At 57.4% G+C, this 14,126-nt stretch carries 18 protein-coding genes; all 18 read left to right on the top strand.

Annotated features, from left to right (window positions below):
• Positions 1-142: 142 nt before the first annotated feature.
• The 18 genes from QNH99_RS06045 to QNH99_RS06130 are packed head-to-tail and all read left to right on the top strand — an operon-like array spanning position 143 to position 14,124.
• The gene (locus QNH99_RS06045) at positions 143-1,774 is read left to right on the top strand and encodes a TerL protein (RefSeq protein ID WP_410517425.1); all 1,632 of its coding nucleotides are present in this window, start codon (positions 143-145) and stop codon (positions 1,772-1,774) included.
• Positions 1,764-3,242 (top strand): DUF1073 domain-containing protein, encoded by a 1,479-nt coding sequence (locus tag QNH99_RS06050; protein WP_410517426.1) that lies wholly within the window; start codon positions 1,764-1,766, stop codon positions 3,240-3,242. The genes QNH99_RS06045 and QNH99_RS06050 overlap by 11 nt, the downstream gene beginning before the upstream one ends.
• The gene (locus tag QNH99_RS06055; protein ID WP_410517427.1) at positions 3,202-3,882 is read left to right on the top strand and encodes a phage minor head protein; all 681 of its coding nucleotides are present in this window, start codon (positions 3,202-3,204) and stop codon (positions 3,880-3,882) included. Before QNH99_RS06050 ends, QNH99_RS06055 begins: the two co-directional genes overlap by 41 nt.
• A gap of 56 nt (positions 3,883-3,938) precedes the next feature.
• Positions 3,939-5,180, top strand: coding sequence for a DUF2213 domain-containing protein (locus QNH99_RS06060; RefSeq protein WP_410517428.1), 1,242 nt, complete (start codon positions 3,939-3,941; stop codon positions 5,178-5,180).
• The gene (locus tag QNH99_RS06065) at positions 5,180-5,677 is read left to right on the top strand and encodes a structural cement protein Gp24 (RefSeq protein WP_410517429.1); all 498 of its coding nucleotides are present in this window, start codon (positions 5,180-5,182) and stop codon (positions 5,675-5,677) included. The genes QNH99_RS06060 and QNH99_RS06065 overlap by 1 nt, the downstream gene beginning before the upstream one ends.
• A gap of 14 nt (positions 5,678-5,691) precedes the next feature.
• Positions 5,692-6,630: a DUF2184 domain-containing protein gene (locus QNH99_RS06070; RefSeq protein WP_064352503.1), complete on the top strand. Its 939-nt coding sequence runs from the start codon at positions 5,692-5,694 to the stop codon at positions 6,628-6,630.
• Between the two features lie 40 nt (positions 6,631-6,670).
• Complete coding sequence (locus tag QNH99_RS06075) at positions 6,671-7,039, top strand: STY1053 family phage-associated protein (protein ID WP_410517430.1); 369 nt, start codon at positions 6,671-6,673, stop codon at positions 7,037-7,039.
• Positions 7,023-7,430 carry a DUF4054 domain-containing protein gene (locus tag QNH99_RS06080; protein WP_410517431.1) on the top strand — a complete coding sequence of 136 codons (408 nt, stop codon included), beginning with the start codon at positions 7,023-7,025 and terminating at the stop codon, positions 7,428-7,430. The genes QNH99_RS06075 and QNH99_RS06080 overlap by 17 nt, the downstream gene beginning before the upstream one ends.
• Positions 7,427-8,056 carry a hypothetical protein gene (locus QNH99_RS06085; protein ID WP_410517432.1) on the top strand — a complete coding sequence of 210 codons (630 nt, stop codon included), beginning with the start codon at positions 7,427-7,429 and terminating at the stop codon, positions 8,054-8,056. Before QNH99_RS06080 ends, QNH99_RS06085 begins: the two co-directional genes overlap by 4 nt.
• The gene (locus QNH99_RS06090; protein WP_064352507.1) at positions 8,043-8,432 is read left to right on the top strand and encodes a hypothetical protein; all 390 of its coding nucleotides are present in this window, start codon (positions 8,043-8,045) and stop codon (positions 8,430-8,432) included. Before QNH99_RS06085 ends, QNH99_RS06090 begins: the two co-directional genes overlap by 14 nt.
• Positions 8,422-8,970: a hypothetical protein gene (locus QNH99_RS06095; protein WP_410517433.1), complete on the top strand. Its 549-nt coding sequence runs from the start codon at positions 8,422-8,424 to the stop codon at positions 8,968-8,970. Before QNH99_RS06090 ends, QNH99_RS06095 begins: the two co-directional genes overlap by 11 nt.
• 3 nt (positions 8,971-8,973) lie before the next feature.
• Entirely contained in the window at positions 8,974-10,119 is a 1,146-nt protein-coding gene (locus tag QNH99_RS06100) for a DUF3383 family protein (RefSeq protein WP_410517434.1), read from the top strand.
• 12 nt (positions 10,120-10,131) lie between these two features.
• Entirely contained in the window at positions 10,132-10,575 is a 444-nt protein-coding gene (locus tag QNH99_RS06105) for a DUF3277 family protein (protein ID WP_110957637.1), read from the top strand.
• A gap of 2 nt (positions 10,576-10,577) precedes the next feature.
• Positions 10,578-11,054, top strand: a complete 477-nt coding sequence (locus QNH99_RS06110; RefSeq protein ID WP_272847324.1) for a phage tail assembly chaperone — start codon at positions 10,578-10,580, stop codon at positions 11,052-11,054.
• A 29-nt stretch (positions 11,055-11,083) separates the two neighbouring features.
• A complete protein-coding gene (locus QNH99_RS06115) occupies positions 11,084-11,242 on the top strand; it encodes a DUF6889 family protein (protein WP_015700135.1) in 159 nt (52 codons plus the stop codon).
• The gene (locus QNH99_RS06120; RefSeq protein WP_410517435.1) at positions 11,232-13,208 is read left to right on the top strand and encodes a transglycosylase SLT domain-containing protein; all 1,977 of its coding nucleotides are present in this window, start codon (positions 11,232-11,234) and stop codon (positions 13,206-13,208) included. Before QNH99_RS06115 ends, QNH99_RS06120 begins: the two co-directional genes overlap by 11 nt.
• Positions 13,208-13,825, top strand: a complete 618-nt coding sequence (locus QNH99_RS06125) for a phage baseplate protein (RefSeq protein WP_410517437.1) — start codon at positions 13,208-13,210, stop codon at positions 13,823-13,825. Before QNH99_RS06120 ends, QNH99_RS06125 begins: the two co-directional genes overlap by 1 nt.
• The gene (locus QNH99_RS06130) at positions 13,822-14,124 is read left to right on the top strand and encodes a phage baseplate plug family protein (protein WP_110957641.1); all 303 of its coding nucleotides are present in this window, start codon (positions 13,822-13,824) and stop codon (positions 14,122-14,124) included. The genes QNH99_RS06125 and QNH99_RS06130 overlap by 4 nt, the downstream gene beginning before the upstream one ends.
• Positions 14,125-14,126 lie beyond the last annotated feature (2 nt).

The following is a 14,126-nucleotide window of genomic DNA, read 5'->3' on the forward strand; positions in this document are numbered from 1 at the left end:
CCGTTTATGCAGTCCGTTTTCAGCTTTTCCGTAATGAAATCATCAGGAAATACGTGTTTATCGGCTAACTGCGCGTGAGTGCTGTTTCGCCAGGGCGGGTAACATCTATTATGTTAAATAGCGTTTAAATCGGAACAATTTCATGCCTATTCCTTTCCCCTTCGATTTCCGTAATCCGGATTACACGCAGGTGTTTGAATGGCGCATGGAGAGGTTGCAGCGCATCAGGCAAAACCCCGGCATGCTGCCCGCGATGAAGGCTTTCTACCGTGACAATCCGGCCCAGTTTATCATCGACTGGGGCATGACGGTTGATCCGCGTAACGTTGAGCGCGGCCTGCCAGCCCGTATCCCGTTCCTGCTGTTCTCCAAACAGGAAGAGTGGATACAGTGGTTCGTCGAACACTGGCGCACCTCAAAGCCCGGTATTACCGAAAAAACGCGTGATATGGGCATGTCCTGGCTGACCGTGGGTATGGCGGCATCGCTGTGCCTGTTCAATCGCGGCATTATTGCCGGGTTTGGCTCGCGCAAAGAGGAATACGTAGACAAAATCGGTTCGCCTAAGTCGCTGTTTGACAAAGCGCGTAACTTCATTGGCCTGCTGCCCGTTGAGTTCCGGGGCGGCTGGAATCCCAAAGCACACGCGCCCCACATGCGGATCCTGTTCCCTGAGAATGACTCAGCCATGACGGGTGAAGCCGGTGACGGCATCGGGCGCGGTGACCGCACATCGTTCTACATCGTCGATGAGTCCGCGTTCCTTGAGCGCCCCTATCTGGTGGACGCCTCATTATCGGCAACCACAAACTGCCGTCAGGACATTTCAACGCCCAACGGCATGGCGAACTCGTTTGCTGAGCGCCGCCACAGCGGCAAGGTGGACGTGTTTACTTTCCACTGGCGTGATGATCCGCGCAAAGATGATGCCTGGTATAAAAAGCAGTGCGAAGAACTCGACGCCGTGACCGTGGCGCAGGAAATCGACATCAACTACAGCGCGTCTGTGGAAGGCGTGTTGATTCCGTCCGCCTGGGTGCAGGCGGCTGTCGATGCTCATATCAAGCTGGGTATTCAGCCCACTGGCCAGCGAATGGGCGCGCTCGATGTCGCTGACGAAGGCAAAGACACTAACGCCTTTACTTCGCGTCACGGCTTCCTGCTGGAAGATATTGAAGAGTGGTCAGGGAAAGGCGATGACATCTTTGGCACCGTCCAGAGGGCATTCAGCATTTGCGATCAGCGCCGTCTTGAAATGTACCGGTTTGACTCTGACGGTCTCGGGGCGGGTGCGCGAGGCGATGCCCGCGTTATCAACGAGCAGCGAAAAGAGAGGCGTGAACGCCAGATAACCGCCACGCCATATCGTGGCAGCGGATCGCCAGCCAATCCCGAAGATGAAGCGGTTCCGGGTGAATATGGCCAGCAGGGCCGGCTAAATAAAGATTTCTTCGCGAATGCCAAGGCGCAGGGCTGGTGGCGGTTGCGCACCCTGTTCCGCAATACGTGGCGTGCCGTAGAAGAAAAGATGCCGTACAGTCCTGACGAAATCATTTCGATATCAGGCAGCATGCCGCTTAAAAACAAACTTATCGTCGAACTCTCACAGCCCACCTATTCGGTGAACGGCGTGGGCAAAATCGTCGTGGACAAAAAGCCGGACGGCACCAAATCGCCTAACCTGGCTGACTCCGCGATGATTGCCTATGCGCCGATGGAGTTCACCTCGATGGATATCTGGGATTTACTGGCAAGGGGTAAAAATGGCTCGTAAGAAACGCCCGCGCCAGCAAAGTGCGGCACCAACAAAGACGATCGACGGTTACGACAACTTTGTATCCCGTCTGGGCCTCCAGTCCGGCAACCTCAGCGGTCACGGCACCTATATGCCGAACTTCACCTCACGCAACCGCGTGCTGCTGGAGTTTGCCTACCGTTCATCGTGGATTGTGGGCGCGGCTGTAGACACCATCGCCGATGATATGACGCGCAAGGGCGTCACCATCACGTCGCAGATGGACCACAAGGCAAAAGCCCGACTGACCGGCCGCTGGGAAGAACTGTCACTGTGGGAAGGATTAAGCGACACCATTAAATGGTCACGCCTTTACGGTGGCGCGGTAGGTGTGCTGCTGATTGACGGTCAGGACATGTCGTCGCCCCTTCGCATGGAAACCATCGGTCGCGACCAGTTTAAGGGCATGCTGGTGCTCGATCGCTGGATGCTCAACCAGACCATCACGGAAATCATCACCGAGCCCGGTCCCGACCTGGGCAAGCCAAAATATTATGAGGTGGTAGCCGCGCAAAACGGCATCCCGGCGTGGAAAATTCACCACAGCCGTCTGATCCGCATGGACGGTGTGGGCCTGCCTTATCAGCAGGCGTATACCGAAAACGGCTGGGGCATGTCGGTGGTTGAACGTCTTTACGATCGCATCATGGCGTTCGACAGCGCATCAACCGGCGCGGCGCAGCTGGTGAACAAAGCGCATCTGCGCACCTACAGCATCGAAAAGCTGCGTGAGATTCTCGGGTTTGGTGGTGAGCGCGAAGCGGCGCTGATGAAACACATCGACCTGATCCGCCTGTTTCAGTCCATCGAAGGCATGACGCTGATGGACAAAGAAGACGTATTTCAGACGCACAGCTATTCGTTTGCGGGCCTGTCGGACATCCTTTCTCAGTTCGGTGAGCAGATTGCGGGTGCGACGGGGATTCCGCTGATCCGCATGCTGGGCCAGTCGCCAGCCGGTTTCAGTACCGGCGAATCCGATCTGGCGAACTATTACGACAACGTGGGTTCGCTACAGGAACGCCGGGAGCGTCGCCCTGTCCGGCGACTGTTTGAAATCCTTCACCGCTCTGAGTTCGGCACGCCGCTGCCGGATGACTTCGATTTTGAGTTTAACCCGCTCTGGCAGATGTCAGACACTGACCGCTCCACTGTGGCAAAAAACACGGTTGATACGCTTAATGCGGCAATCGACAGCGGCCTGATGCCGTTGCACGTTGCTATGGCTGAACTGCGCGAATCATCCCGCGTAACGGGCATTGGCTCAAACATCACCGATGAGGATATTGAGAATGCCAAAGGGGTCGAGCCGCCAGGGTTCACCGAAGAAAGTGATGACGACGCGCCGGATCCCGAAGCAGGTGCAAATCAGCTACACCACACAGCTACGCAAGATAGCGCGGGCAGTGGGCGACATCGTAAATGGCCGTTACGATGGTTCAAATGACAGCGTCACCGAAATTATGGATGCGCTGGAGCGCTACAGCGAAATCATTGACGGCTGGGCTAATCAGGTCGCCACGGGCTTTGCCGCATCAATAGCGCGGCACAGCGAAAAAGAGTGGCGCGAGAACAGCCAGCAGATCGGCGCTGAGCTGCGTCATGTCATTAACAACACGCCCATCGGGCATGTCATGCGCAGCATCGTTACTGAGCAGGTGAAATACATCAAATCGCTGCCGCTCGAAGCCGCAGGCCGCATTTACGACATCCAGAACCGCGCGATTGAAACCATGGCGGCGGGTGGCCGTGCCGATGCGTTTGCGAAAGAAATCGCAGCATCCGGTGATGTGGCGGCTTCACGGGCAAAACTCATCGCGCGAACCGAGGTCGGGAGGGCTGTCACCGCACTGACGCAGGCGCGATCAACGGCCAGTGGGTCAATGGGCTACATCTGGCGGACGGCTCATGATGGGGATGTCCGTCACTCTCATGCCGAAATGGAAGGCAAGTTCGTCTACTGGAGTGATCCGCCTACGTTGGACGGCATGACCGGCCATGCAGGCGCGTTACCTAACTGCCGTTGCTGGTGCGAGGTGGTTTTTCCTGATGGTGATTTGATAGCGGCACCGCATCCCTCACGCTGACCTTATTACAGCTGCCTTGTGCAGCTTTTTTTATGCCTGAATTTCGCAGGTGAACAATGAAATATTTCTTCAATACCCGGCTGGGGCCTAACCGTTACCTGCTGGGCGATGGCTCGCTGCTGTGTAAAGACGTGCCGATCGCCCGCCTGGGTGACCAGGCCTACCGTGCAGAGGATTTGCCGGAACTCACGCCCGACGATGACGGGGAAATCATCGTCACCCGATCAGCCGATGAGGTGTTCTCGCCCGAGGCGATGGCGTCCTTTGAAGGCATGACCGTGGTGATCCTCCATCCCGAGGACGAGGCGGGCGACATTCTTTTTGTGGATCCGGCCAACTGGCGACAGCTGGCAATTGGTCATGCGGCCAACGTCCGGCGCGGTCAGGGTGACCAGTCAGACCTCCTGATTGCCGATCTCGTCATAAAAGACGCCCTGGGCATTCAGGCAATCAACGATGGCCTTCGTCAGGTTTCCTGCGGCTACAACGCAGAGTATGACGAAACCGCCCCCGGACGGGCTAATCAGTATGACATCCGGGGTAATCACATCGCGCTTGTTCCTAATGGGCGGGCCGGTATTCGCTGTTCAATAGGAGATGCAATAAGCATGGCAAGTAAAGCAAAGCAGTGGTTAGCCAGCCTGCGCAAGGCGGTGAAAACCAGAGATTCAGCTGCTGCCGAAGAGTTGCTGAATAACGCGCCGGACAACATGGTCGGTGACGAGGATGATGACGGCGTAACCACGGTGGTGGTGAAAGTAGAAGGTCCGGATGCGGCCGTTCCGCCTGTCGCGCCCGGGAACGCTGTTGCTGATGAAAGCAGCGACCTCGAAACGCGCATTGCCGCTATCGAAGCCGCAGTGAAAGCGCTGACCGACAAGATGGCGCCGCCAACTGGCGATGCTGATGACGACGACGAGAAAAAAGAAGAGAAGAAGATGACCGGCGATGCCGGCTATCAGCAGGACGTTCTCTCACGTGCAGAGCTCATCCTGCCGGGTTTCTCACTGCCTGAAGGCTCCAAAATGGGCACGCTCAAGCGCGAAGTGCTGGGCGCTGCGCTGCGCACCGCTGACGGTCTGAAACTCATCGAACCGCTGTCAGGTAAAAATCCTGATTTCGCCAAAATGAGCATGGCGACCGTGGACAGCATTTTTAACGGCGCGTCTGAACTGGCAAAAAGCCGCAATAACAGCGGCCTGAGCCTGGCGGTGTTTACCGCAAATTCGCAGTCCGGCGATGTGGCCGCGCTGAATGAGAAAAACAAAGATTTCTGGGCTAAGAAGGGGGCCAAGTAATGACAGGTCAGTCCATTTATTTAACGCAGCCGTTCAGCTACGCCGGTGCGCTAACCCGTCCTAATCACTCAACGGTAGAGCCTGTCGTGATGGACACCACCAACCCGTTCGCCGGTGACGGCCTGCCGGGTAAAAAAGTGAACGGCAAGTTTGTGCCACTGGCGGCCGGTGACGCCGCTGCCGTGTTATACGGTATCCGCGTGCGCTCCTATCCGTTCACCTCTGACAAAGACCTGGCCCGCCAGCTGACTAACCCGGCGAACTACACCGGCGATGCGCTGGTGCGTGGCTATATCGGCGTCAAAGTGAATGCCGGTAACGTGGCGGACAACGGGGCGGTTTACATCCGCGTGGGAGGTGCAACGCCAACACAGCCGATCGGCGGTTTTGAAGCCGTGGCGGATGCCACCGCAGCCAATACCGTGCTGGTGACCAACGCGCACTTTATCGGTACCACCGACGCCAACGGCATCGCCGAACTGGCATTCAATATTTAAGGAAAGCACTGAATATGATCACCTACGACCGACAGACCATCGATAATTCCGGTGCGTTCCTGATTGGGCAACTGGAGCGTTTCGATCCGGTTCTCAACATGCCGCTGCTGGCGTACACGTGGAGCCGTGACGTTGACCTGCGCGAAGACGTCTCCATTGCGGATGAAATTTCGAGCTTCTCAAACAGCAGTTTCGCCGCGCCCAGTTCAGTGGGTACCGATGGCGAATCGTGGATCAGTAACAGCACCAACGTGATTGCCGGTGTGGATCTGGATATCCAGAAAACCTCGCTGCCGCTGACGCCCTGGTCGCGCCAGCTGTCATGGACGGTTTTCGAACTGGCCTCCGCGCTGCAGATGGGACGCCCGATTGACTCCCAGAAGCTGGAAGCGATGAACCAGACTTACCAGCTGAACGTTGACCGTCAGGTTTACGTGGGCAGCACCATCCTGGGTGTGAAAGGGCTGTTTAACCAGGCGAATGTTAAAACCATTCCTGCCGCAAAAACATGGGCGTCAAGCACGGCGATGGAGATTGCTAAATCCATCAATGACGGCCTCACCACAGCCTGGAAACAGACAGGACGTGCCGTAGTACCGGATTCGCTGCGACTCCCGCCTGACCAGTATGCGTTGCTGTCCAGCATCATCGTTTCCGATGCCGGTAACCGCTCGCTGCTCGACTACCTGAGCGAAAACACCATCGCCTACAAGCAGAACGGTAAACCACTGGATATTCAGCCTGTGAAATGGCTGGAAGCGGGCGCGATGCAGAACGTTAACCGCATGGTGTTTTACACCAAAGACCGCAAGTACGTTCAGTTCCCGCTGGTGCCGCTTCAGCGCACCCCGATGGAATACCGCGACCTGCGCCAGCTGGTGACCTACTACAGCAAGGTAGGTGCGGTTGAGCTGCGTTACAGCGATACCATGCTGTACGTGGACGGTATCTGACAACCGGCCCCGCAGGGGGCCATTTCTTTCAGGAAAATCCATGAAACGAATTCGTGTACATACCCCCTTTACGTTCAACGACTCCGAGTACAACAAAACGGATTTTGATGTCGGTGTTCATAACGTCAAAAACGAAATTGCCGATCACTGGTTTACGCAGCGCTATGCCGAAGTGCTGGATAAGACAGACAACGGCGGTGACGGGGCGAACCAGGGCAAAATCGACGAACTGAATGCCAAAATTGCCGATCTGACTACCCAGAATACTGAGTTAACGGCTAAAAACGGCGAACTGACCGCGCAGGTCACAGCCGCTGCCGATGGTCTGGCCGAGCGTAATGCGCTTATCGAAGAGCAGAAGCAGAAAATTGCCGAGCTGACGGAGCAGGTCAATGGAGCCAAAAAATAGCCTTCTCCCGTCTGTCCAGCAGTTCCGCACCGACTTTCCTCAGTTTTCCAGTGACACCCTCTATCCCGATCCTCTGGTTCAGTTCAGGCTGAATCTGGCTGATATCCAGCTGGATCAGAACCGGCTCGGGAGCCTGTTTCCGTACATGGTGGAACTGTTTGTCGCGCATTACCTCACGCTGCAGGCGGGAGACAACCGTTCCGCAGCGCTGGGACGCCCGGGCGGCTCCAGCAGCGGGATTGTTTCGTCGAAATCGGTCGATAAGGTGAGCGTAAGTTATGACAACTCATCAACGCTCAACCCTGCCGCGGGTTTCTGGAACAACACCCGCTATGGCGCTGAGTTTTACCAGACAATCTGCATGTTCGGTGCGGGAGGGCGGCAACTGTGAAATCCGGTCTTGTGCTCCGTGCGGACAATGCTCAGGCGGTGCTTGATGCGCTCAAAACGCTGGGCAACCGCGATGTGCTGGTGGGTATTCCGTCTGACCGTGCCGAACGTTCAGACGGGATGGAAATCAACAACGCCGAACTGGGCTATCTGCACAGCTTTGGCGGCACTATCCGCGTGCCGGAGCACATGACCACCGTTTACCGCCAGATTGCTGACGATGGCAGTTTCAAACGCAACGGGCAGTTTGTGCAGCAGGCGAAAAGCAACTTTGCCACGCAGCACAAAGTCGCTGCCTACAGCGTTCAGCTGCCGCCGCGTCCGTTTCTGCATATGGGGGTGGCGCAGTCGCGCGATAAGGTGGCCGGGCTGATGAAGCAGGCCGCTTTTGAAGTCCTCAGCGGTAATGCGTCCGCTGCCGAAGCCATGCTGAACCGCGCAGGGACTGAGGCGGTAAACGCTGCCAGAAACGTCATCACGGCCGGTGACCAGCTTACCCCGCTTGCCGAAGCCACGTTACGCGCCCGCCGCAGCCGGGGCCGCAGCGGTACAAAACCGCTTTATGACACCGGGCAACTGCTCCGCTCGATCACCTACGTTGTGAGGGATAAAAATGCCGGATCTTGACGTAACAGACATCCTTTTCGATCCCGACTTCTGCGACACCACCTTAGTTGTAAAGCGCCGCAGCATGGTCGTCAATGATGACGGGTTCGGGAAAAATACCGTCACCAGTTCCCCGTTTGCGGGCGTGGTGACGGTGGACAAGGCGCTGGAAAGCCGCAGGCTTGAGGCGGGGCAGGTGGTGCATGGTGCAATCCTGATCGTCACCACAGAGCGCCTGACGCAGGGCCAGACGGGACGGGATGCGGACATTGTGACGTATCAGGGGCGCGATTACCGTGTTTCTTTTGTCGATCCGTACACCGCATACGGCGCGGGCTTTGTTCAGGCGCACTGCGAACTGTTGCCGTTTGACGGAGGAACGCCCGTTGAGCAGTAACACCACGGGCCAGCCCGGCTGGCTAACCCCGCAGCAGGCCGCGACCGACTATGATACGCCGCTGGATGTGCACCTGAGCCAGTGGATCCGCAACCTGTCGGGGCTGGCAGCCGGGCGCGTCATTGCCCGCTGGCAGCCTGACCAGCCTGCCATTCCCCCTGCCGATGTTAACTGGTGTGCATTCGGCATCACGGGCATTGCAGCTGATGCCGGTCCCGCGCTTGTTAACCAGACCGACGCTGCCGTCGAACAGTGGTGGCATGAGCTGGTGGAGTGCCTGGCCTCGTTTTACGGGCCAGCCGGCCAGCAGGTTGCCGCGCAGTTTCGGGACGGACTCGCCGTTAACCAGAACAACGACACGCTGGGCCAGTGGGGATTAACCCTGGCTGACTGCGACAGCATCCGGCCGGCGCCGGAACTCATCAATAACCAGTGGGTACGCCGTTACGACGTGATGGTCCGCCTGCGCCGCAAAGTCATCAGCACCTGGGGCATCCAGTCGCTGACCGACGCCCCTTTCAGTATTTCAGGAGAATAACCCATGCCGCAGGGCTTACCCGTTTCAAACGTTGCCAGCGTGGACATCATTATGTCGCCGAGGGCGGCGGCGGGCCGTAACTTTGGCTCACTGCTCATCCTGGGTAGCGCAACCACCATTCCGCTGACCGAACGTATCCGCCTGTATACCTCGGCGGCCAGCATCGGAACTGACTTCGGTACCAACAGTGAGGAATACCTTGCCGCCGTGGCGTACTTCTCACAGTCGCCGACGCCTTCGCAGGTGTATGTCGGTCGCTGGGCGAAAACGCTGGCGGCGGCCGAGGTCGGTAAGGTTGAGACCTTACTCGATGGCGTTAACGCCTGCCTGGGCTTTACCAACTGGTACGGTCTCGGGGTGACGTATGACGCCGACCGTAAAGACGACGACCTGCTGCCGGTATGCGCCGCGATTGAGTCCTCATCGTTAAGCCGCATCCTTGCCGTTACCACGAAAAACACCGATGCGCTGCTCACTACAGTGAACACCGATATCGCGTCGAAAGTGAAAGCGGCGAAATACAGCCGCACGTTCGTGCAGTATTCATCCACCAGCAATTACGGGGCAATTTCGGCGTTTGGCCGTGCGTTCACCGTGGATTTTAACGGGTTCGGTACCACCATCACGCTGAAATTCAAGCAGGAGCCCGGCATCACCTATGAAAGCCTGACGCCCGCACAGGCGGCCGCGCTGGATGCGAAGAACTGCAACGTTTACGTGTACTACGCCAACGACACGGCCATTCTGCAGCAGGGCGTCATGGGCAACGGCGATTTCTTTGATGAGCGCCACGGCCTCGACTGGCTGCAGAACTACGTACAAACCAACCTCTTTAATCTGCTGTACACCAGCGGAACGAAGGTGCCGCAGACCGATGCGGGCAACACGCGCATCATGGCAAACGTGGAAGCGTCGATGGACCAGGCGGTGAACAACGGTCTGATCGCGCCCGGGGTCTGGAACGGCGGCAAGATTGGCCAGCTTTCCCCGGGCGATACCCTGACCAAAGGGTATTACGTCTACATGCCCGCGATTTCGTCTCAGGCACAGGCTGACCGCGAAGCGCGTAAATCGGTACCGGTTCAGGTGGCCTGTAAGCTGGCGGGAGCAATCCACTACGCCAGCGTTCAGATTAACGTCATGCGCTGAGGAAAATAATCAATGAGTGGTGCATACAGTTTTATGGATATCACGGCCTCGCTGACGGGGCCGACCGGCATTATCGATCTGGGTTACGGTTCCGCAAATTCTGATGAGGGGATCGTGGTCACCATGTCGGAGGCCAAAAACACCATGACGATCGGCGCTGACGGTGAGGTGATGCACAGCCTGCATGCAGGCAAAGCCGGGACCGTCACCGTCAACCTGCAGAAGACGTCACCCGTGAACAAGAAACTGTCCCTGATGTATAACGCGCAGTCGGTTTCGTCCGCGCTGTGGGGCAATAACGTGATCGTCCTGCGCAACAAGGCATCCGGTGACATCGTGACCGCACGCGCCTGCGCGTTTCAGAAACAGCCAGACTGGAACAACCCGAAAGTGGCCGGCAACGTCTCCTGGGTGTTTGATGCGGGCAAAATCGACGAAATCTTAGGGGAGTTCTGATCATGCAGTTTGAGATTAAAGGCATCCGCTACAGCGCTCACAAGCTGAGCGTGTTCGACCAGCTTAAAGTGTCCCGCAAGCTGCTGCCAGTGCTGGCCGGTTTGCTGGCGGAATTCGGCAGCATCCAGAATCTGTTGCCGAAATCTGAACCTGTGCAGGATGCAGATACAGAAAAGGCGAGTGATTTTACCCGCTATGCCCCGGTGTTCGAAAAGCTGCTGCCAGTGGTGGCGGACAAGCTCGCGATGCTCAGTGAAGAAGACACCAACGCGATCATCTTTCCGTGCCTGGCAGTGGTACAGCGAGCGCACGGTAAAGACCGCTGGGTGCCGGTTGCGCAGGGCAACGATCTGGCGTTCGACGACATTGACCTGTTCAGCATGCTGCAGATTGTCGGTCGCGTGGTGGGCGACAGCCTGGGAAATTTTTTGCCCGCACCCCCAGAGAAAGAGACGGAGGGCCAGCAGCCACAGGGCTGACGCTCGACACGCTGCCGGACGGTACCGACATGATCTGGAAGGTGGCAAAGGCTTTCCGGATCGACTTCAAAGACCTTGAATCGGGCGCCGTCGATTTGTGCCGTATTGCCGAGGGTGCTGATTATCTCGGACTTGAAGAAGACAACGAAGCCCGCATAGCCCGCTGGAGAGCCGCGAATGAACGCTGATGTTATCAAGGATTTTTTGATCTCCCTGGGCTTTCAGGTGGACGAGTCCGGTGCGAAAAAGTTTGACGCCACGATAGCGGCCACCACGCTGCAGGCGGTAAAGCTGGGTGCGGCAGTCGAGGCGGCGGCGCTGTCGGTGGTGGCGTTTACGGCCAAAATCGCCAGCGGGCTGGACAACCTCTACTGGATGTCGCAGCGCACCGGGGCAACGGTGGCGGGCATTCAGCAGATCGGCTTTGCCGTGTCTCAGATGGGCGGTACCGTTGACGCGGCGCGGTCATCGCTGGAAAGTCTCGCCCACTTCATGCGCAACAACCCGGGCGCGGAGGGCTTTCTTAACCGCCTGGGCGTGCAGACGCGGGACGCCAGCGGCAACATGCGCGACATGGCCAGCATTTTTACGGGTGTCGGCGATAAGCTGCGCAATATGCCGTATTACCGCGCCAACCAGTACGCACAGATGCTGGGCATTGATGAAAACACTCTGATGGCCATGCGCCGTGGCGTGGGCCAGTTTTCCGCGCAGTATACGCAGATGGCAAAGGCCATTGGCTATAACGCCGATGCGGCCGCCGTGAGTTCTAACCATTTCATGACTTCTTTGCGGTCGTTCGGTGAAATGGCGGGCATGGCGCGGGACAAAATCGGCTCAAACCTCGCGGGCGGTCTGGCGGGCTCCATCGACAGCCTGCGCAAACAGGTCATCGATAATTTCCCGAAAATCGAAGCGGCGCTGACCGGCGGGATAAAACTCATCCTCTGGCTGGCTGACACCATCGGGAAGGTGGTTTTCCGGCTCATCGAGGCAGCGGGCGACATCCGGGACTGGTGGAACACACTGGACAAAAGCACGCGCCAGCTTATCGAGATATTCGGTGCGTTGATGGGTGCCTGGCGGCTGCTGAATACTGCTTTTCTGACGTCGCCGGTAGGGATCGTCACCGCGTTAGGTCTGGCAATCTTCTCGCTTTATGACGATTACAAAGTCTGGAAGGAAGGCGGCAAAAGCCTGATCGACTGGAAAAAGTGGCAGCCGGATGTTGACGCTGCCCTGAAAGCCATAAAGGAACTGAAATCGTCGCTCAGGGACGCGGGCGATCAGGTTGCGCGCCTGCTCAACATCGACCTGAAAAACTGGACGCTGAAAAGTGACATTGCCAGCCTGACAAAGCAGTTTGGCGAGTTCGGTAAAATGCTGTCGATGATCGGCGACCTGCTCAGCGCCATTAACGAGGGCCGCTGGTCTGATGCCGCCCGCATTGGCAGTCAGATACTGCACCAGGGCAAAGAAAATCCTGATGCGATGCCTGTCGTGTCATCCAGCGCAAACAATGCCGCCGACTGGTTTAAAGACAAAACCGGCTTTGATCCGCGCAGCATAGGCCAGACCGTTAACGGCTGGTTTGGTGACGGTAAGCGTCCGCAGCCGACAAAAGACGGTGCCGCGCTGCTGGGCTGGATGCAACCGGCGATGCAAAGGCTGGAACAGCTTTACCGGCTGCCGGAAGGTTTGCTGCGCAGTGTGGCTATAGCCGAATCATCCGGTAATCCCAACGCCGTTTCCGGTGCCGGTGCGCAGGGGCTTTTTCAGCTGATGCCGGGTACCGGCCGCGATATGGGGCTGGGCCGTGGTGAAGCGTTCGACCCGATGAAGGCCGCGCAGGCTGCAGCCAAATACCTTTCTCAGTTGCTGAAAGCCAATGGCGGCGACCTGACCAAAGCGCTGGCCTCGTATAACTGGGGCCTGGGCAACGTCCAGAAATATGGCATGGCGCTGATGCCGCAGGAAACGCGCAACTACGTTCCCCGCGTGCTCAGCAATATGCCGGGCGGTGCCTCAATGCATCAGGAAACGGTCATCAATATTCACGGCGTTTCGGATCCGCGCGAGGCAGGTAACATTATTGCCGACAAACAGAACCAGGTTAATTCACGCGCGACACAGCAGATGAACAGGGGCAACTGATGGACATTCTCTCGGTACTGCTGCACCAGCGGTCGCGGAAAATCGGCATCATCATCCCCGATGTGGTCATCAGCGAAAAGCACAGTGACGTGCTGGAGATTACCGAACATCCCGTTGAACGGGTGACGTCTGAGGCCGCAGGCGCAAGCGCTGACGGCGCAGGTTTTGTTGCCGATCATGCCTACCGGCGCGCCTCTGAACTGGTCATGGAAATCGGATTTTCCGGGGGCGGTTCGGTGCTGGATCTGCTTAACACCTCAGCCATCGGCCTTTCGCTGGGAAGCAGCCCTAAAGAAATGTATGCCAAGTTGCTTGATATGCAGCGCTCCCGTCAGCCGTTCGACGTGGTAACCGGCAAGCGGCTTTACAGCAACATGTTGATCCGTGTGCTGGACGTCACCACGGACAAGGCAACGGAAAATGTGCTGATGGCCACGCTGACCCTTCGCGAAGTCATCACCACGCAGGCGCAGACCATTAAAGGCGCACCAAAAGAAAACATGACGCTTGGTGCTAACACCAGCGCGGTTCAGGACAGCGGAGTCAAAACGCCTAAACAGCCGTCTGAATCCATTCTGAGATCGGCAGTATCCGCAGCGAAAGGGCTTTTCTCATGACGATTACCGAAATGCCGCTACAGCCTCAGAATCAGACATTCAGCACCACGATAGCGGGAAGCCTCTATAAGGTCACCGTCATCTGGCGCGCCGGTTGCTGGTATCTGGATTTAAGCGACAGCTCTGGCTCGCTGATAGCGGGCGGCATACCTCTGGTGACCGGCGCTGACCTGCTGGCGCAATATGCGTATCTGAATCTGGGCTTTTCGCTGTTCGTGGTCTGCGATGCTGACGATCAGGATTATCCCGGCGAGAACGACCTCGGGATCCGCAGTCACCTTTTTATCCGGACGGAGTAAAA

Origin of the sequence: Pantoea allii (assembly GCF_046529425.1) — a bacterium.
In the GTDB taxonomy this organism is placed as follows: Bacteria; Pseudomonadota; Gammaproteobacteria; order Enterobacterales; family Enterobacteriaceae; genus Pantoea; species Pantoea allii.